Below are 18,990 nucleotides of genomic sequence, written 5' to 3' on the forward strand. Positions count from 1 at the left end.
AGATTTCCTGCTATGTTTTGTTTGAAAGGGGCAAGATGGCAGAAAATAAAGCTGTCTTGCGAGTATGCTTTCAGGGTATCCGCTTGGGCTTCATTTTGTCAGATCAGCTGGTACACCTGTGCCGGTCACCGGGTCCTTTTCGATGCGTCAATCAACACAACGTGGAACAGCTGTCTTGAAGAACAGAGTCAGTTATTTTGTTGCCTTGATGGCAGTCTTGACAGGTGCGGCAGCACCAGGCCACGCGTTCACCCTGGGTGACTTGCGCGGCAGCGCGGTGGTTGGCCGTTCCCTGGATGTGTCTATTCCGGTGTTGCCCGGCTCCGGTGAAGAAGCTCTGGCGTCCTGTCTGTCGGCCGAGGTTCTGTTTGCCGACGTTCAGCAGTTGAACCCCTCTGTGACCGTGACACCTGTCACCACCGGGCCAGTTCCGATGGCCGTGGTTCGCATCAGATCCAGTGCCGCGGTTGACGAGCCCGTGGTGTCCGTGGTGCTTCGCGCCACCTGTGGTGCCGCCACGTCTCGCCGCTACGTGCTGTTGTCCGACTTTCCTGCACCCGACCTGCCCAAGGCAAGCGCCGCACCCGTCGCTGACGCCACCACACATGCAGCCCCCCCGTTGAAGGCAGCACAGGCTGACACCAGCACCTCAACATCGTCAGCAACTGCGTCCCCCGTGGTGCAAGAGGCCGCACCGGCCAGAGCACCGGTTGTTGGCAAGGTCGCCCCCAAACCGGTGGTTAAAAAACCAGCCGCGCCGATCAAGCGGGTGGCTGCGCCAGAGCCGGTTGCCGCCAAGCCGGTCCTGAAACTCGATACACAGCCGGCTTTGCCCGCACAGGTGCAAGCAGCGCCGCCCGCGAGCTTGCCGGCGTCTGCCCCCGCATCGGCACCTGCAGCGGCCCCCAGCGATGAAGTTGTGCAACAGGCCCTGCTCATTCAGGCCTTGCAGAATGATGTCAAAACCCTCAAAGACCTGGCGGTGATCAATCAGGCCAGCTTGGCGGAGTTCCAGTCCAAGCTGCGCCAAGCCGAGGCCGAACGTGTACCGATGACCTGGTTTTACCTGGTGGTGGGGCTGCTGCTGGCCTCGCTCGGTGCACTGACGTGGGTGCTGCGCAAACAACAGAAGGCCCAACAGGGTGACTGGTGGCAACACGCCCAGAAAGACGCCTCCGAAACACTGGTGATCACACCCGCCTCCACCATTCAACCTTCGGCACCGGTGTCTGAGTTTGACAAGTTCGTCAACCAGCAGGCCGCACCACTTGCCGCTGCGGCGCCCAGCACCCAACCCGAGGTGGACCCCGATCACGACGTGGACATTGATCTGGACAGCCTGGCACCGTCCAAAGAACCCACCACCTCGACCGAACCGCTGGCCGTGGTGCCGGTGGATGGGTTTGGCAGCGGCCACAACATCAATGTGGAGAGCATCTCCGACATTCGCCAGCAAGCCGAGTTTTTTGTGTCCCTGGGGCAGACGGATCGTGCACTCAACATCCTGCGCCGCCAGATCATGGAAAGCACCGAGCCCAATCCGCTGGTCTACCTGGACCTGCTGACGCTCTACCATGCGCAGGGTTTGAAAGCCGATTTCCGCGAGTTGCGGGTGGCCTTCAGACAGTTCTTCAATGTGTCTGTACCCGATTTCCCGGCCTACAACAACGAAGGCCGGGACCTGTTGGCCTACGCCGAACCACTGGCCGTGCTGACCCGGTTCTGGCCCAACATCGAAGCCATCGCTTTTCTGGAAGCCTGCATCTTCCACAACGACGCCGCCCCGATGCAACTGTCGTTTGACCTGGCTGCGTTCCGTGACCTGCTGATGCTGCACGCGGTAGCTGAAAAAGTCACCTCGGACTCGCCCTGGAAGATGACCTCACACGGCGGCCTGGGTGCTTCCAGTGCAGCGGCGGAAATGGCCGAACTGGCCATGACCATGCGCGGTCAATTTGATGAGGCCCCTGCAGGTGCCAGCCCCCTGGACGCCATGGACAGCCGGGGCGACAGCGGCCCGCTGACACTGGATCTCTCCGAGGTCAGAGCGCCGGTGCAAAGTCTGGACCTGGACCTTGACCTGGATGCACCGGGGCAGACCCAAGCTCCCCGCAACTCAGGCCTGGTGTAAACACCAACAGCAGAGAGGCACGGTCGGCGCTCTGCGCATCGACCATCCAGTACCACCGCCTTTCCCGCCAGTGATGGCACCCTGATCTGGCCTGTTCACACCTGTTTTTTCGTGGCACACGTGGCGCAGACACAGGCCAGGTGTTGGCCTGCGGCAGGAATGCTGTCGAGCAGGCCCTGGCTGAACGTGACCTGGGTGCACCAGCACAGCGCTTGCTCCTGACCGGTGACACGCTGCGCCTCCATCGCGCACTGGTTGGGTTGACCGCAGAGCGGGCACAAGGAGGCGTCGGTTGGGGTGGGGTTGGCGGCACTGTTGCTTAGCGACATGGCTATCGTTCCTTGGAAGGACTGTGTTGGTCGAGTGTACCGTTGGGTCCCAGTCGATTTCACTGGCTGCGATGGTGAGGGGCTTGTCTAAAGTGACGGTACTGCTAAGCAAGCAGCTATTTTTAGATCACCCAATGAAAGGAAAACCTATGTCAACCGTAAACGCACAACGCGTCTCTTTGATGCGAGACAACTCGACAACTTGTCGGCCCAGCGATGGTCATCTGCAAGAGTTGGAAGTAGACCTGACCAAGTACGTCAGAGTTGCGGAACACGCGGGGGAGCTGAAAAGCAATGATCAAGTGTTTCCCTTTGGCAAGCCTCTGGAAAATGTTGTGAAAGCTGGGAACAGTATTTACGAAAAAAACGGCACGCCTAAGTGCCGTTTTTCGCTTACAAGCCAAATCAGGCCCTAGCCCTTTTTATAAAAGGGCTGCCAGCTACTGATTAAATAGTAATTGCCGGTTGCAGCATCAAGCCGCCGCCTTCACCTTCAGCCGCCAGCCATGCAACAGTGGCTCGGTGTAACCACTCGGTTGGGCCAGGCCTTTAAACACCAGGTCACACGCTGCCTGGTAGGCTTTGGAGGTGTCAAAGTGGCCCGCCATCGGTTGGTACACCGGGTCACCGGCGTTTTGCGCGTCCACCACGGCGGCCATGCGTTCAAAGGTTTCTTTGACTTGGGCTTGGGTGACCACACCATGGTGTAACCAGTTGGCCATGTGTTGGCTGCTGATCCGCAGCGTGGCGCGGTCTTCCATCAGGCCGATGTTGTGGATGTCGGGCACCTTGGAGCAGCCCACGCCCTGGTCCACCCAACGCACCACATACCCCAGGATGCCCTGGGCGTTGTTGTCGAGTTCCTGCTGTTTCTCGGCCGCACTCCAGGTGGGTGTGGCGGCCACCGGGATGTGCAGCAGACCAGCCAGCAGCGCGTCATGTTCACTCTGCGCGTCGCGCTTGGCGTGGGTTTTCTCGATGTCTTTTTGCACATCGCTGACCAACACCTGGTGGTAGTGCAGCGCATGCAGGGTGGCGCCGGTGGGGCTGGGCACCCAGGCGGTGTTGGCGCCGGCTTTGGGGTGAGCGATTTTTTGCTCGAGCATGGCTTTCATGAGGTCGGGCATGGCCCACATGCCTTTGCCGATTTGTGCCTTGCCACGCAGGCCACATTGCAGACCCACCAGCACGTTGTTGCGCTCGTAGGCGTGGATCCAGGTGCTGGCTTTCATGTCAGCTTTGCGAACCATCGGGCCGGCCAACATGGCGCTGTGCATTTCGTCGCCGGTGCGGTCCAGGAAGCCGGTGTTGATGAAGGCGACGCGGCTGGCGGCTGCCGCAATGCAGGCTTTGAGGTTGACGCTGGTGCGGCGCTCTTCGTCCATGATGCCGAGTTTGACGGTGCTATCAGGCAGGCCCAGCAGCTTTTCGACGCGGCCAAACAGCTCGCTGGCAAAGGCCACTTCCGCCGGGCCATGCATCTTGGGTTTGACGATGTAGACCGAGCCCTTGCGCGAGTTGCGGATGGCGTCCTTCTTGGTCTTGGCCAGGTCGTGCAGGGCGATGGTGGTGGTGACCACCGCGTCCAAAATGCCTTCGGGGATTTCGCGCACCGCTCCCGCCTTGTCGGTGTACAGGATGGCCGGATTCGTCATCAGGTGACCCACATTGCGCACAAACATCAGGCTGCGGCCATGCAGGCGCACCTTCTTCTTGCCGTCGGGCGCGGTATAGAGGCGGTCTGGGTTGAGACCACGGGTGAAGGTTTTGCTGCCTTTGGCGACTTCTTCGGTGAGTGTGCCTTTGAGGATGCCGAGCCAGTTGCTGTACGCCAGCACCTTGTCGTCCGCATCCACCGCAGCGACCGAGTCTTCCAGGTCGAGGATGGTGGAGAGGGCAGCCTCAACCACCAGGTCAGCCACACCGGCTGGGTCGCTGGCGCCAATGGGTGTGGCGCGGTTGATGATCAGGTCCAGATGCAGCCCGTGGTGCACGAACAAGACGCTGGCCGGCGCTTTGGCATCACCTTGATAGCCCACCAGTTGGTCGTGGTCGGCCAGGCCGGTGGTGCTGCCGTCAGCGAGTTTGACGGCCAGCTTGCCACCCTTGACGCTGTAGGCCACCGAATCGATGTGAGAGCCTTTTCTGAGCGGGGCGCAGCGGTCCAGCACATAACGTGCGTACTCGATGACTTTGGCGCCGCGTTTGGGGTTGTAGCCACCCTTTTTGCCGACTTTTTGACAGCCTTTGGCCTCGTCGATCACATCGGTGCCGTACAGCGCGTCGTACAGGCTGCCCCAGCGGGCGTTGGCGGCGTTGAGTGCGTAGCGGGCGTTGAGGATCGGCACCACCAACTGCGGGCCCGCCTGTTTGGCCAATTCGCTGTCCACATGGCTGGTGGTGATGCAGGTTTTGGAGGGTACCGGCACCAGGTAACCGATGCGCTCCAGAAAGGCACGGTAGACGGGCATGTTGGTGATCGGGCCGGGGTGGGCGGTGTGCCAGGCATCCAGCTCGGTCTGCAAACGGTCACGCTCCTTGAGCAAGGCGATGTTTTTGGGTGCCAGGTCGGCCACGATGCCATCCAGCCCTTTCCAGAACTTGGCGGGCGTGATGCCGGTGCCAGGCAAAACCTGTTGTTCAACGAACTGGCACAAGTTGGCTGCAACTTGCAGGCGGTGTTTGATGATGCGTTGGGTCATGGTGGTACGTATCCGTTGATGAAGCCAAAGAAAAGAAAACCTCAACAGGGCAAGCGCGGTTTGGAGTCGTCATCGGCCGGTGCGGCCTGCTCGCGTCGACCAGAGCCAACATCCTCTGGTTTTGCCAACATTTGTTGCATTTTAGTGAGGCAAACGACCGAATTAAACGCCTGCCCGGGCACGCAGTTGTGACAAAAAGAGAGGTAATCCATCGGATAAACACGGGTTTGGGAAATAATCTGCCGCTCATCACCCCCAACGTCACCCCACAGCCCCATGACACCTTCTCCCGATACCGCCCCAACATCTTCCCGGCTACCCCTGTCTGGCCTGCGTGTGGTGGAGTTCACCCACATGGTGATGGGCCCGACCTGCGGCATGGTGCTGGCCGACATGGGGGCCGAGGTGATCAAGGTCGAGCCCATCGAAGGCGACCGCACCCGCCACCTGCTGGGCGCCGGTGCGGGTTTTTTCCCGATGTTCAACCGCAACAAAAAAAGCATCGCGATCAACCTGCACCATGCCGAAGGCGCGGCTGTGGCACGCCAATTGGCCCAGACTGCGGATGTGGTGCTGGAGAACTTCAAACCCGACACCATGGCCAAGTACGGGCTGGACTACGCAGCGCTGTCGCAGGTCAACCCGAAACTTATTTATGTGAGCCACAAGGGGTTTCTGCCCGGCCCGTACGAACACCGCACCGCGCTGGACGAGGTGGTGCAGATGATGGGGGGACTTGCCTACATGACCGGCCGCCCGGGTGACCCGTTACGCGCAGGCACCAGTGTCAACGACATCATGGGTGGCATGTTTGGCGCGATTGGCGCCTTGGGTGCGCTGATCCAGCGCGGCATCACCGGTCGCGGCCAAGAGGTGCAAAGTGCACTGTTTGAGAACAATGTGTTTCTGGTGGGCCAGCACATGCTGCAGTACGCCATGACCGGCCAGGCCGCTGCACCGATGCCTGCGCGCATTTCGCCTTGGGGTGTCTATGATGTGTTCACCGCCGGGGATGGTGAGCAGATATTCATCTCTGCCGTGAGTGATGCCCAATGGCGCACGTTTTGCCAGGTGTTTGAGCTGAGCGATCTGTTGGCCGACCCGCGCTACGCCAGCAACAACGACCGCGTGCGTGAACGCACGAGCCTGATGCCGGTGCTGCGTGAACGCCTGGCGCGTTACTCCGCCGCACAAATTGCCCAGATGATGGAGGCCAACAAGCTGCCCTACGCCCCCATTCGCAAGCCCGAAGAGTTGTTTGACGACGAACACCTGCTGGCCACCGGTGGCCTGGCCGACATCACCCTGCCCGACGGCGCGCGTGCTGGCCAGACCAGCAAGGCCACCTTGTTTCCGTTCACGATGGACGGCCAGCGCCTGGGGGTGCGCCTGAGCCCGCCGACGCTGGGCGCCCACACCCACGAGTTGCTGAACGGGCTCGGTTTGGATGACCACCAGGTGCAGGCGTTGCGCGATGCCGGTGTGGTGGCCTGAGCCTGAGGCCGACGCCGGATGAGCAAACTCAAACAACTCGAAACCTTTGTCACCGTGGCCGCACGCGGTGGACTGACCGCCGCCGCCCGGGCCGAAGGGGTGGCACCAGCCATCATTGGCCGGCGCATCGATGCACTCGAAGAACGCCTGGGTGTCAAGCTGCTGGTGCGCACCACCCGGCGTGTCACCCTCACGCAGGAAGGCAGCGCGTTTCTGGAGGACTGCCAGCGCCTGCTGACCGATCTGGACAACGCCGAGGCCAGTGTCTCGGCCAGGGGCGTACGGGCTACCGGCCACCTCAACATCACCGCCCCGGCGGGTTTTGGGCGACGCCATGTGGCGCCGCTGGTGCCGCGTTTTCGTGAGTTGCACCCCGATGTGACGCTGTCGCTCAATCTCAATGACCGGGTGGTGGACCTGGCTGCAGAAGGTTTTGACTGCGCGGTACGCGTGGGTGACTTGCCCGACTCGAGCCTGGTGAGTGTGCGCCTGGCCGACAATCGCCGCCTGTGTGTGGCCGCGCCCCTGTACCTCAAGCGCCACGGTTTACCCCAAACACCGCAGGATCTGGCCCGGTTTGACTGTCTGACCCTCTCCAGCGATGCGTCTCAGACCCGTGGCTGGGCGTTTTCACAAGCCACCAAAGACGGCACCGAGGTGGTCTACCTGAAGCCGGGCGGGCCGCTGAGCTGCTCGGATGGTCAGGTCTTGTTCGACTGGTGTCTGGCAGGTTACGGCATCGCCTGGCGCAGCACCTGGGAGGTGCAGGCCGAGGTGGCTTCGGGTCTGCTGGTGCCGGTGCTGGAGGATTTTGCTGCGCCACCCAATGGCATTTATGCGGTGTTTCCGCAGCGCAAACACTTGCCGCTGCGGGTGCGCCTGTGGGTGGACTACCTTAAACAACAGTTTTCGCGCAAAGCCTATTGGCAAGGCGCGGCTTGACACAGCCGCCTCAAACCAACTTAAAACCATAGCACCAGGCCCTTACATAATAAGGGCTTAAGCGGCTTTTTATGCAAAACGCCCGACCCAGGCTCGCACCAACGGCCTGGGCCAACCCCACTCAGATTTCGATCTTGGACCCGAGCTCCACCACCGCATTGCTGGGCAGGTTCAGGAAACCGGCCGCACCGCTGGCGTTCAGGTGCATCTGGGCGAAGAGTTTTTCTCGCCAAGGCGCCATGCCGCTGCCCAGCGTGGGGGTGACGGTGTCGCGGCTCAGGAAATAGCTGGTGGTCATCGGGTCCAGATCACAGCCTCGGCCCTTGATGCTTTGCAGCGCCTTGGGCAGGTCCGGGTCGTTTTTGAAGCCGTAATTGACAATCACCTGCCAGCAGTCATGCCCGAGTGATTCGATGGCCAGGCGTTTGTCCAGACCGATCCACGGCACCTCCTGGCTCACCACGGTGACAAACAGGTTGGTCTCATGCAGCACCTTGTTGTGCTTGAGGTTGTGCAACATCGCGTTGGGCACGGTGCCGGTTTCGGCGGTCAGAAACACCGCGGTGCCGGGCACACGGGTCGGCGGGCTGACAAATACCGCCTCCAGAAAACTGGTCAGATCGATGGCTTCGGCCTTGATCTTGGCTTTGAGCAGGCGCCGACCGTCTTTCCAGGTCAGCATGATGGTGTAGATGCCCCCGGCAATCAGCAGCGGGAACCAGCCGCCGTCCACCAGCTTGAGCATGTTGGAGGTGAAAAACGCCATGTCCACCACAAAAAACGCGCCGGTGGCCGCCAGGCACAAGAGCAGCGGGTAGTGCCAGGCGTAACGGATGACAAAAAACGTCAGCACGGTGGTGATCAGCATGTCCAGCGTGACCGCAATGCCATACGCCGCCGCCAGATTGCTGGACGACTTGAACAACACCACGGCCAGCACAATCATCACAAACAGGCCCCAGTTCACAAAGGGCATGTAGATCTGGCCGGTGTCCTTGACGCTGGTGTGCAAAACCTGGAAGCGCGGCAGATAACCGAGCTGGATGACCTGTTTGGTGACCGAAAACGCCCCGGTGATCAGCGCCTGTGAGGCAATCACCGTGGCCAGGGTGGCCAGGCCCACCAGTGGCAACAGGGCCCAGTCCGGCGCCATGTTGTAAAACGGGTTTTTGACCGCCGAGGGATCACTCAGCAGCAAGGCGCCTTGGCCGAAATAATTGAGCGTCAGCGCGGGCATCACCACCGTGAACCAGGCCAGACGGATCGGCTTTTTGCCAAAGTGACCCATGTCAGCGTAGAGCGCCTCGCCCCCTGTCACACACAGCACCACCGCACCCAAGATCAGAAAGGTGATCATCGGGTTGGACCAGGCAAAGCCCAGCGCATAGTGCGGGCTCAGTGCCCACAGAATCTCAGGGTTGTGCCAGATGTGGGACACCCCCAGCACCGCAATGGTGGCAAACCACAACAGCGTGATCGGGCCAAAAAACTTGCCGATGTCGGCCGTGCCACGCTTTTGCACAAAAAACAGGGCAAACAGAATCACCAGGGTCAGCGGGATCACCGCTTTTTTCAGGGCGGGTGAGACCACCTCCAGACCTTCCACCGCCGACAACACCGACACCGCCGGGGTGATCACCCCGTCGCCATAAAACAGGCAGGTGCCAAATATGCCCACATACAGCAGCACCCGGCGCAGTTTGGGTTTGTCCACCACCGATTGGGAGGCCAGCGCCAGCATCGCCACCAGACCACCTTCGCCGTTGTTGTCAGCGCGCAGCACCAGCGACACATACTTCAGCGAGATGATGACGGTGAGGGTCCAGAAAAAGATCGACAGGACACCCATCACGTTGTCCGTGGTGAAAGGAACGTGGCCAGCGCCAAACACTTCCTTGACGGCATACAGCACGCTGGTGCCGATGTCGCCATACACCACACCGATGGCGCCCAAGGTGAGCGCACGCAAAGTCGTTTTAGAGGTTACCAAGAATCACCAAGCCCCGGAATCATCAGGCTCCATGTCATAACAGGGCGCCATTTTGCGTCAGAAAGGCCTCTGGGTTCTGATACCCATCCAGCAGCCACTTGATCCAGGACAAGCCCAAGCCCCGACTTGTGGCCTGAAACCAACACCCAACGCTAGTCGTAGACCTCGGCTTCTGGGTCGGTGGCTTCGAGTTCGTAACTGGCCGCCAGCATCGCCAGGCGGCCCACCACGCCATACATATAGAAACGGTTGGGCAGGCTGACCCCGGGTTTCATACCGGGCTGGGGCAACTGGGTGCTGTGCTCGAACGCCAGCGGGGCATAGTCCGAGCCCGGCGCGTTGAGCGCCTCGTCCACCCCGCGCCCCGCATGCACGCGGTAGTAGCCGCCCACCACGTAACGGTCCATGGTGTAGATCACCGGTTCGGCCACGGCGTCGTTGACACGCTCTTGTGTCATCACCCCCTCTTGCACCATGAAACCATGCGGCATCAGCGGTGTCTTGCGCTCTTTGACCAGGGTATGGACCCGTTCACTCAAAGCCTGCATGTCCTTGGTATCACGCACGGTGACGATGCCCAGTTCATGGGTGCCGTGGTCGGCCTTGACGACCACAAACGGTTTTTCCTTGATGCCGTATTCCTTGTACTTGCGCCGCACGCGGGTCAACACCAGGTCCACCTGGCCACGCAGGCAGTCCAGCCCGCTGTCTTGCGACAGATCGACCGCCTCACACTTCTCGAACAAGGGGTTGATCAGCCAGGGGTCAACCCCCATGAGTTTGCCCAGCCGTTTGGCCACTTCTTCGTAGGCCTTGAAGTGGTTGCTTTTGCGCCGGATCGGCCAGCCCGCATGCAAGGGGGGCAGCAGGTACTGCTCAAAAATTTCTTCCAAAATGCCAGGCACGCCGGCGCCCAGGTCGTTGTTGAGCAGGATGGTGCAGGGGTCAAAGTCTTTGAGACCCAGGCGACGTTTGCCGCGAGTCACCGGCTCCAGGGTGACAGACGCACCACTTGGCAGATCCAGGGTGATGGTTTTCTTGAGGGCCGGGTCAATCGAGCCCAAGCGCACATTCAGGCCCGCCATGTTGAAAATGCGCGTGAGCTGAACCAGGTTTTCGAGATACTGAACGCTGTGCGGGCCATTGGTGGGCACCACCAGCAGGTTGCGCGCTTCGGGGCAGATTTTTTCGATCGCAGCCATGGCCGCCTGCACCGCCAGCGGCAGCATTTCCGGGGTGAGGTTGTTCCAGGCGCTGGGAAACAACCGGGTGCTCACCGGAGAGAGCTTGAAACCCGCGTTGCGGATGTCCACCGAGCTGTAAAACGGTGGGGTGTGCTCCATCCATTCCAGGCGGAACCAGCGCTCGATGGCGGGCATGGAGTCCAGCACACGCTGCTCTAACTCGTTGATGGGGCCCGTCAATGCGGTAATAAGGTGAGGAACCATGGACGACCTTGCGAAATAGTTGCTTTGATTCTAGGTCGGGGCGTTGTCGCTCCAACCTCCCTGACCTGACAATCTGTCTGGCACCGCGTCAGAGTGCACGGATGCGCAATAGTTCCACCACCGTCAGCCAGACACGCCTGGCTTGACGGCGCATGAGCTCACGAGCGCACTTCTCCCTGGCCCAGCACCACGTACTTGAGCGAGGTCAGGCCTTCGATGCCAACCGGGCCACGCGCGTGGAACTTGTCGGTGCTGATGCCAATTTCGGCGCCCAGGCCATACTCAAAACCATCTGCAAAGCGGGTGCTGGTGTTGACCATGACACTGGCCGAATCGACTTCGCGCAAAAACGCTTGCGCGTGCACATGGTCACGCGTCAGGATGGCATCGGTGTGGTGGCTGCTGTACTGATTGATATGGCGAATAGCCTCGTCCACCCCGGCCACCAGCTTGATGCTGATGATGGGTGCCAGATACTCTTCAAACCAGTCGGCCTCGGTGGCAGGGGTCAGCTTGAAAACTTCTTCATTCATAGCACCCTGCCCTTTATCCATCAGGGCTGAGGCACGATTTTCCTTGTAACTCTGGAGCAAGGCCAGGGACTCGGGGCAACAGCGCATCTCCACCCCTTTGGCCGCATAGATGGCCGCGATTTTGGGCAGGAAGTCCACCGCCACACCGCGCGCCACCAAAAGACTCTCGGTGGCATTGCAGGGGCTGTATTTGTTGGTCTTGGCGTTGTCGGCCACCTTGACGGCTTGGACGATGTCACACGGGTCATCCACATAGGTGTGGCAGTTGCCGTCCAGGTGTTTGATGACCGGCACCTTGGCCTCGCGGCTGATGCGCTCGATCAGCCCCTTGCCGCCACGCGGGATGATCACATCCACATACTGCGGCATGGCGATCAGCTGGCCCACCACCTCGCGGTCGGTGGTTTGCACCAGCTGCACTGCGTTCTCTGGCAAACCGGATTCAGCCAAGGCCTGCTGCACCAGCCGTGCCAGCGCTTTGTTGGAGTCAATCGCCTCGGAGCCACCGCGCAGGATGCAGGCATTGCCACTCTTGATGCTGAGCGACGCCGCTTCAATCGTCACATTCGGACGGCTCTCGAAGATCATGCCAAACACGCCAATCGGCACCCGCATCTGGCCAACCCGGATACCGCTGGGTTGCTCCTTCATCCCGATGACCTCGCCAATCACATCGGCCATGGCGGCCAGCTGCTCGCAGCCCTGGGCGCAGGTTTCGATCACCTTGGGTGTGAGTTTGAGCCGGTCCACCATCGGCGCTGCCAGCCCGGCCGCCATCGCGCGCGCGATGTCTTTGGCATTGTCGATCTGCAACGTCTCCACATTGCTGCGCAGCAGCGCCGCCAGTTTTTTGAGTGCAGCGTTTTTGCTAACTGCTGAGGCTTTTGCCATCAGGGCTGAGGCCTGTTTTGCTTGAATACCCAGGGTCTGGGTGTGCTCAGAAAGGGTGATCTCGTTCATGAGGCTATTTTGGCACGCTGCTTTGCCAACATCCAGCCTGCAGACCACAAGCTGGCGCGCGGCAAGACCGGGCCCAAAACCCGGCAACAGGCCATCACCCTGCGCTGCACGGGATACCGTTGTGTGTCATGGGGAGTCTGGCCCGGCGAAGGTTGGCCGCTTTGTGATGGCCGCATACAATGAGAAGTTGTCCTTGGACGGTCGCTCTGGGTGCTCTGCCTGGGCGGTTTGTTTATCAATTCATTGAACATCTGGAGTTATCTGTGTTTATTTCTTCTGCATTTGCGCAAACCGCGCCCGCCGCTGCCGCTTCGGGTGACATGCAATCGACCCTGATGGGCATGTTGCCACTGGTCCTGATGTTTGTGGTGTTGTACTTTGTGATGATTCGCCCGCAAATGAAAAAGGCCAAAGAGCACAAAAACATGGTGGAGTCGCTGGCCAAAGGGGACGAAGTGGTCACCGCCGGTGGTTTGCTGGGCAAAGTGAGCAAGCTGAACGAAGGTTTCATCAGCGTTGAGATCGCCAACAGCGTTGAAGTGCAACTCCAGCGCAGCTCCGTGGTGCAAGTCTTGCCCAAGGGCACCATCAAATAAGCCGTCTTGAAGCTGGCCCTGGCCAGCGTTTTGTTATCTGAAGGGCGGTCATGAATCGTTACCCGGTCTGGAAATACGTGATCATCGTGATCGCGCTGGTGGTTGGTGGGCTGTATGCGCTACCCAACTTTTTTGGTGAGTCCCCGGCGGTGCAGGTGTCTGCCGCCAAGACACTGGTCAAGGTGGATACCAACACCTTGGCCCAAGTGGAGGCGGCTTTGAAAGCAGCCGGGATCACGGTGGACCAAGTTGTGCTGGACGGCACATCGATCAAGGTGCGCCTCAATGACACCGACGCCCAACTCAAGGCCAAGGACGCCATTCAAAAAGCCCTGTTGCCCGATCCCAGCAACCCCGCTTATGTGGTGGCCTTGAACTTGGTCTCGCGTTCACCGGCGTGGCTCACGGGGCTGCATGCAGCGCCGATGTACCTCGGGCTGGACCTGCGCGGTGGTGTGCACTTCATGCTGCAGGTGGACATGCAGGCGGCTTTGAGCAAACGCGCCGAGTCGCTCTCGGGTGACCTTCGCACCAGCTTGCGTGAGAAGAACATCCGCCACAGCGGCATCAACCGCGAAGGCCAGACCATCGAGGTCAAGTTCCGTGACGCGGCCACCCGCACCCAGGCACAAGCGGTGTTCCAGGACCAGTTCACCGATTTACAAACCGCCGAGTCCGCCGACGGCGTGGATTTCAAACTGACCGCGTCCATCAAGCCCGATGCCGCCCGGCGCATCCAGGACCAGGCCCTCAAACAGAACATCACCACACTGCACAACCGGATCAACGAGTTGGGTGTGGCTGAACCGGTGATCCAGCAGCAAGGTCTGGACCGCATCGTGGTGCAACTGCCGGGCGTGCAGGACACGGCCAAAGCCAAAGACATTCTGGGGCGCACCGCGACCCTGGAAGTGCGCATGGTGGACGAAAGTGCGGAGGCGCGCGGCGCTGAAGCCGGTACCGGCATGGTGCCGTTTGGCTCGGAGCGTTACCTGGAACGCAGCGGCCAGCCCGTCATTGTGAAAAAGCAGGTCATCTTGACCGGTGAAAACCTCACCGACGCCCAACCCGGCTTTGATGGCCAGACGCAGGAACCCACGGTCAACCTGAACCTCGACGCCAAAGGCACCCGGATCTTCCGCGACGTGACCCGTGAAAACGTGGGCAAACGCATGGCGATCCTGCTGTTTGAAAAAGGCAAGGGCGAAGTGGTCACCGCGCCGGTGATCCGCACCGAAATTGGCGGCGGTCGGGTACAAATCTCGGGCCGAATGACCACGATGGAAGCCAACGACACCGCGCTGCTGCTGCGCGCTGGCTCCTTGGCCGCGCCGATGGAAATCATCGAAGAAACCACCATTGGGCCCAGCCTGGGCGCCGAGAACATTGCCAAAGGCTTCCACAGCGTCGCCTGGGGCTTCCTGGCGGTGGCGGTGTTCATGTGTATCTACTACATGCTGTTTGGTGTTTTTTCGAGCATTGCGCTGGCATTTAACCTGTTGCTGCTCGTGGCGCTGCTGTCCATGTTGCAAGCCACCCTGACCTTGCCAGGCATGGCGGCCATGGCCCTGGTGCTGGGTATGGCAATTGACTCCAACGTGCTGATCAACGAACGTATCCGCGAGGAACTGCGCAACGGCGCCTCACCCCAGGCGGCGATCCACACCGGTTACGACCGCGCCTGGGCCACCATTTTTGACTCCAACATCACCACCCTGATTGCGGGCCTGGCTTTGCTGGCCTTCGGCTCGGGGCCGGTGCGGGGGTTTGCCGTTGTGCACTGTTTGGGTATCATGACCAGCATGTTCTCAGGCGTCTTCTTCTCCCGTGGCTTGGTGAACCTCTGGTATGGGCGCAAGAATCGGCTCAAGAGTGTCTCCATCGGTACCATCTGGCGGCCTGAATCTGGCGCCACCATCAAAGCGGAATAAGGGAGAACACGATGGAGTTTTTCAGAATCAAGCGTGACATCCCGTTCATGCGCCATGCCCTGGTGTTCAACGCGGTGTCCTTGGTCACCTTTTTGGCCGCCGTTTTCTTCCTGTTTTCCCGTGGTCTGCATTTGTCGGTGGAATTCACCGGCGGCACCCTGCTGGAAGTCACTTACGCCCAGCCTGCCGACGTGGCTGTGGTGCGCGACACGGTGGCCAAACTGGGTTTTGCCGATGTTCAGGTGCAAAACTACGGTACCGCCCGTGATGTCCTGATCCGTCTACCCGCCCAAAAGGGCGTTAGTTCGGCACAACAAAGCGCCCAGGTGATGACCGCGTTGAAGGCGGTGGATGCCAGCGCCAGCATGCGGCGTACCGAGTTTGTGGGTCCACAGGTGGGAGATGAACTGGCTGCCGACGGACTCAAGGCACTGGCCTTTGTGGTGGTGGGGATCATGATTTACCTGGCCATCCGCTTCGAGTGGAAGTTTGCGGTGGCGGCGATCATTGCCAATTTGCATGATGTGATCATCATCATGGGCTTTTTTGCCTTCTTCCAGTGGGAGTTCTCCCTGCCTGTGCTGGCTGCGGTGTTGGCGGTGCTGGGCTACTCGGTCAACGAGTCGGTGGTGATTTTTGACCGGATTCGTGAGAACTTCCGTCGTTATCGCAAGATGAACACGGTGGAAATCATCAACAACGCCATCACCTCCACCATCAGCCGGACCATCATCACCCACGGGTCGACCCAGATGATGGTGCTGTCCATGCTGCTGTTTGGCGGCGCCACATTGCACTACTTTGCGCTGGCGCTGACCATCGGTATCTTGTTTGGTATCTACTCCTCGGTGTTTGTGGCGGCATCGATTGCCATGTGGCTGGGCATCCAGCGCGAAGACCTGGTCAAGGGCACCGTGGTCAAGAAAGACACCGACCCGAACGATCCCAACGCAGGAGCCACGGTCTAAGCCGTTGTTTTGAGCATGGCCACCACAGCGCAGACGCCCTCGCAAATGCAGTTGTCTGCACGAGTGCGCCAGCGCCTGGTGGCTCAGACCGGGGCGTCCCTCAGCAGCTTGCTGACCAAGGTGCAGGAGCGTTTGACGCAACTGATGGACGAGGTGGCGCCATCACGTGAGATGCAAGTACGCCGGGATGCCTGGATGGCTTTTCAACGCCAGAAGACGCGTTGGCTCGATGGCACCCTCTCTGCCTGGGAGTCGGCGCTGCTTGCTGACAAAAAAGCAGCCCGACCATCGGGCCGGGTTGCGCTGGCCGCCGATTTTGAGCTGCAGGGCACGGATGAGGTGGAGAACAAGATCATCGCATCCCGCATGGCGCTGAACCTGATGGAAAAAGGCGCCGAGCCGGTCAATGACCTGCGCAAGCGACTCAAGTACCTCAACAACAACCAGGCCTTGTCAACCCGAGACATTGTTCACCCGGAGGTCTTGTTCTTCTTGCTGGTGGAGCAGTGGGAGGCAGCGGGGTTGTCGCGCGAAGCCTTGCAACTGGTGTCGGCAGTGGTGCAGCGCCATCTCAACGAACACCTCGAGAAAGCCTACACAGCGTGCAATGAGGAGCTCATCAAGCTGGGTGTGCTGCCGGTGATTGAGTTTGGTGCCCCCACCAGCGCATCTTCTTTCGAAGACGAGCGCGAACCCCACCTACAAGTGCCCGCTCCTCCGCCTGCACCTGCCCCGAATCAACAACGCCGCGCCTCCGATCAGCCCGGGGGGGCCAACCCCGCAGAACAGCGGCGCAGCGGTGGTGTGCGGATAGGTTCACCCGCTGGACGGGTTGGCGGCATCTATGGGCGCGCCCAAGGTCTGATGGAGCAGGTGGGCCGTTTACTCAGCGGTGCGTTTCTGGAGACCCCACCCGCCGCAGGAGGCATAAGCGGCGCGTCTGCTTATGCCGCCCAAGGGTTTGTGGGGGCTGAGAGGTACCCCGGGCAGGGCGTGGTCAGCGGCCCCGGTGGGATGATCTTGCCCGCATCGGGCGCGGGTGCTGTGCGGCTGGCCTATGCCGGACCATCTGCGCCTCTGATGATGGCCTTGGCGCAGCAACCCCGGCTGCAGGATGTGCAGTTTGTCACCACGGACGGTGGCAGGCAGGTTGTGTACCCGGTGGCAGTGGCCCAGGTTGCCACCGAGTTGCGGCAGTTGTCCAGCGAACTCAAGGGCAAAGCCGAAACCGACAATGAAAAAGCCATCATCGAGTTGGTGGCCTTGATGTTTCAGTCGATCCTGCAGGAGGATCGCATTCCGCCCGGTGCACGGGTCTGGTTTGCGCGGCTGCAAATGCCGGTCTTGCGCATCGCCCTGGCCGACCCCGACTTCTTCAGCAAGCTAGACCACCCGGCGCGTCAGCTGATTGACCACATGGGCTCGTGTGTGCTGGGCTTTGACTCCAGTGGCATCAGCACCGACGCGCTGGAGACCGAAATCAAGCGTGTGGTTCAGGTGGTGGAGCAGTACCCCGAGACGGGTGACCGGGTCTACCGGCGGGTGTACGAGGAGTTTCAGCAGTTCCTGAAAAAACACCTGGCCAAAAAACCATCGGCGCAAAAGGTGATGGGGGTGGCCGAACAGCTGGAGCAGAAGGAAACGCTGGCGATCCAGTACACCATTGAGCTGCGTGACCAGCTCAAGGACATGCCGGTGCGTGAAGAAATCCGATCCTTTTTGTTCAAGGTCTGGACCGAGGTGCTGGCGGTGTCCACGGTGCGCCAGGGCAAACAGCATGAGGAAACCCTGCTGCTGAAAAAGACCGCCACCGACCTGATCTGGGCGGCCAGCGCCAAACCCAACCGGGCCGACCGCACCAAGGTGATTGCCGGTCTGGCAGCCCTGTTGCAGAACCTGCGCGACGGCATGAGCCGACTGGGCATCGTGCGTGGTGCCCAGGAAGTGCACATCAAGATCATCAGCGACACCCTGGCCGATGCTTTCATGGCCAAAACCGAAACCGTCGCCGATGCGCAGATCCAGGCTCTGGCCAAACGGTTGGCCGAGCTGGACGACTACATCAGCGACGACGGTGGTGAAGAGCTGCCGCTGGACACCGAAAACATCGAGGAACTGCTGGGCTTTGAAGCGTCCGAGCTGGATGTGGTCAGCGAAGGCGGTGAGACCGCCAGCGAGGACATGGCCGAGTGGGCACGTGAACTGGCGCTGGGTTCGTGGTTTGCCCTCAACTACAAGGACGTCACGGTGCAGGTGCAGTATGTCTGGCGCAGCCCTCTGGGTCACCTGCATTTGTTCTCCAACAATGTAGGCCACAGCTACCTGTTCCAGACGGTGCGACTGGCCGCCTATTTGCAGGCCAGCCTGCTGACACCGCAGGAAGACGAGCCCTTGACAGCACGGGCGACCCGCTCGGCGCTGGATGAAATTCGCGCCCATCCGCAGCGCCTGCTGGGCTGAAGCCCTCAGTTCGCCAGGCGCGTGCTCTGGTGATCGCAGAGTTCGTCCAACACCAGCACATCGGGCGTGCGGCGCAGACCCCAGAACACCATCAGCACAATCAGCTTGAGGTCGTCCACACCGATGGGCCCCGGGCCGGCGGCGGTGACCCGGTCCATCACCAGCTCCAGCTCCAAGGTGGGCAACGCGCCCACCGACACCAGAAAAGCCAGAAACCCCCAACCGGCTACGCCGAGCCGGCGCTTTTCTGGCGCAGACAACACCCGCACCGCGGCGGCACCGGGCAGCGGGGGTACGCCCGCCACAGGGGTTTCGGGCAGCTGCCGCGCAGCAAATCTCAAGTCCTCCAGCCACAACAACGCGGCGTCGACTTCGCTGGGGGCAAAGCCCTGGGTGTTCAAGCTGCGGTGCAAAGCCAGCAGTTCAGGGCATGCATCGCTGTCAAGGTAGTTGTCGTAAACAAACGCGAGGACTTCAAACATGGCCTCAATATACCGCCGCCCGAG

14 protein-coding genes are annotated in these 18,990 nt (G+C 60.6%); 8 read left to right on the forward strand and 6 right to left on the reverse strand.

The window, feature by feature from the left end; genetic code table 11:
* The first annotated feature begins 175 nt into the window (after positions 1–175).
* Complete coding sequence (locus tag RF819_RS08525; protein WP_078364590.1) at positions 176–2,131, forward strand: type IV pilus assembly protein FimV; 1,956 nt, start codon at positions 176–178, stop codon at positions 2,129–2,131.
* A 95-nt stretch (positions 2,132–2,226) separates the two neighbouring features.
* Here RF819_RS08525 and RF819_RS08530 read toward each other — a convergent pair whose 3' ends face one another.
* Positions 2,227–2,460 carry a cysteine-rich CWC family protein gene (locus RF819_RS08530; RefSeq protein ID WP_078364591.1) on the reverse strand — a complete coding sequence of 78 codons (234 nt, stop codon included), beginning with the start codon at positions 2,458–2,460 and terminating at the stop codon, positions 2,227–2,229.
* A 149-nt stretch (positions 2,461–2,609) separates the two neighbouring features.
* Here RF819_RS08530 and RF819_RS21295 point away from each other — a divergent pair, with 149 nt between their 5' ends.
* Entirely contained in the window at positions 2,610–2,876 is a 267-nt protein-coding gene (locus RF819_RS21295; RefSeq protein ID WP_078364592.1) for a hypothetical protein, read from the forward strand.
* 57 nt (positions 2,877–2,933) lie between these two features.
* On the opposite strand, the gene RF819_RS08540 is transcribed toward RF819_RS21295, so the two are convergent.
* A complete protein-coding gene (locus RF819_RS08540) occupies positions 2,934–5,162 on the reverse strand; it encodes a malate synthase G (protein WP_078364593.1) in 2,229 nt (742 codons plus the stop codon).
* Positions 5,163–5,438: 276 nt separating this feature from the next.
* On the opposite strand from RF819_RS08540, the gene RF819_RS08545 reads away from it, so the two are divergent.
* The gene (locus tag RF819_RS08545) at positions 5,439–6,656 is read left to right on the forward strand and encodes a CaiB/BaiF CoA transferase family protein (protein WP_078364594.1); all 1,218 of its coding nucleotides are present in this window, start codon (positions 5,439–5,441) and stop codon (positions 6,654–6,656) included.
* 18 nt (positions 6,657–6,674) lie between these two features.
* Positions 6,675–7,598 (forward strand): LysR family transcriptional regulator, encoded by a 924-nt coding sequence (locus RF819_RS08550; RefSeq protein ID WP_078364595.1) that lies wholly within the window; start codon positions 6,675–6,677, stop codon positions 7,596–7,598.
* Positions 7,599–7,719: 121 nt separating this feature from the next.
* Here RF819_RS08550 and RF819_RS08555 read toward each other — a convergent pair whose 3' ends face one another.
* The 3 genes from RF819_RS08555 to RF819_RS08565 form a co-directional block, all read right to left on the reverse strand.
* Positions 7,720–9,588, reverse strand: a complete 1,869-nt coding sequence (locus tag RF819_RS08555; protein WP_078364596.1) for a potassium transporter Kup — start codon at positions 9,586–9,588, stop codon at positions 7,720–7,722.
* Positions 9,589–9,740: 152 nt separating this feature from the next.
* Positions 9,741–11,036, reverse strand: coding sequence for a glutamate--cysteine ligase (gshA, locus tag RF819_RS08560; protein WP_078364597.1), 1,296 nt, complete (start codon positions 11,034–11,036; stop codon positions 9,741–9,743).
* A gap of 158 nt (positions 11,037–11,194) precedes the next feature.
* The gene (locus RF819_RS08565) at positions 11,195–12,529 is read right to left on the reverse strand and encodes a glutamate-5-semialdehyde dehydrogenase (protein WP_078364598.1); all 1,335 of its coding nucleotides are present in this window, start codon (positions 12,527–12,529) and stop codon (positions 11,195–11,197) included.
* 263 nt (positions 12,530–12,792) lie between these two features.
* Here RF819_RS08565 and yajC point away from each other — a divergent pair, with 263 nt between their 5' ends.
* The 4 genes from yajC to RF819_RS08585 are packed head-to-tail and all read left to right on the forward strand — an operon-like array spanning position 12,793 to position 18,484.
* Complete coding sequence (yajC, locus tag RF819_RS08570; protein WP_078364599.1) at positions 12,793–13,125, forward strand: preprotein translocase subunit YajC; 333 nt, start codon at positions 12,793–12,795, stop codon at positions 13,123–13,125.
* A gap of 50 nt (positions 13,126–13,175) precedes the next feature.
* A complete protein-coding gene (gene secD / locus RF819_RS08575; protein WP_078364600.1) occupies positions 13,176–15,056 on the forward strand; it encodes a protein translocase subunit SecD in 1,881 nt (626 codons plus the stop codon).
* Between the two features lie 11 nt (positions 15,057–15,067).
* Complete coding sequence (gene secF, locus RF819_RS08580) at positions 15,068–16,024, forward strand: protein translocase subunit SecF (RefSeq protein ID WP_078364601.1); 957 nt, start codon at positions 15,068–15,070, stop codon at positions 16,022–16,024.
* 15 nt (positions 16,025–16,039) lie between these two features.
* On the forward strand, positions 16,040–18,484 hold the full coding sequence (locus RF819_RS08585; RefSeq protein ID WP_078364602.1) for a DUF1631 family protein: 2,445 nt from the start codon (positions 16,040–16,042) through the stop codon (positions 18,482–18,484).
* Positions 18,485–18,489: 5 nt separating this feature from the next.
* Here the strand turns inward: RF819_RS08585 and RF819_RS08590 are convergent, their stop codons facing one another.
* Positions 18,490–18,966 (reverse strand): Smg family protein, encoded by a 477-nt coding sequence (locus RF819_RS08590; RefSeq protein ID WP_078364603.1) that lies wholly within the window; start codon positions 18,964–18,966, stop codon positions 18,490–18,492.
* Positions 18,967–18,990 lie beyond the last annotated feature (24 nt).

The organism is Rhodoferax fermentans (assembly GCF_002017865.1).
GTDB classification, from domain to species: Bacteria; Pseudomonadota; Gammaproteobacteria; order Burkholderiales; family Burkholderiaceae_C; genus Rhodoferax; species Rhodoferax fermentans.

Excerpts from the sequence above, each read along its gene's own strand:
- RF819_RS21295 (WP_078364592.1), top strand. The coding sequence starts at position 2,610 with ATGTCAACCGTAAACGCACAACGCGTCTCTTTGATGCGAGACAACTCG.
- secD (WP_078364600.1), top strand. The coding sequence starts at position 13,176 with ATGAATCGTTACCCGGTCTGGAAATACGTGATCATCGTGATCGCGCTG.
- RF819_RS08545 (WP_078364594.1), top strand. The coding sequence starts at position 5,439 with ATGACACCTTCTCCCGATACCGCCCCAACATCTTCCCGGCTACCCCTG.
- RF819_RS08565 (WP_078364598.1), bottom strand. The coding sequence starts at position 12,529 with ATGAACGAGATCACCCTTTCTGAGCACACCCAGACCCTGGGTATTCAA.
- RF819_RS08550 (WP_078364595.1), top strand. The coding sequence starts at position 6,675 with ATGAGCAAACTCAAACAACTCGAAACCTTTGTCACCGTGGCCGCACGC.
- RF819_RS08585 (WP_078364602.1), top strand. The coding sequence starts at position 16,040 with ATGGCCACCACAGCGCAGACGCCCTCGCAAATGCAGTTGTCTGCACGA.
- RF819_RS08540 (WP_078364593.1), bottom strand. The coding sequence starts at position 5,162 with ATGACCCAACGCATCATCAAACACCGCCTGCAAGTTGCAGCCAACTTG.
- RF819_RS08530 (WP_078364591.1), bottom strand. The coding sequence starts at position 2,460 with ATGTCGCTAAGCAACAGTGCCGCCAACCCCACCCCAACCGACGCCTCC.
- secF (WP_078364601.1), top strand. The coding sequence starts at position 15,068 with ATGGAGTTTTTCAGAATCAAGCGTGACATCCCGTTCATGCGCCATGCC.
- gshA (WP_078364597.1), bottom strand. The coding sequence starts at position 11,036 with ATGGTTCCTCACCTTATTACCGCATTGACGGGCCCCATCAACGAGTTA.
- RF819_RS08590 (WP_078364603.1), bottom strand. The coding sequence starts at position 18,966 with ATGTTTGAAGTCCTCGCGTTTGTTTACGACAACTACCTTGACAGCGAT.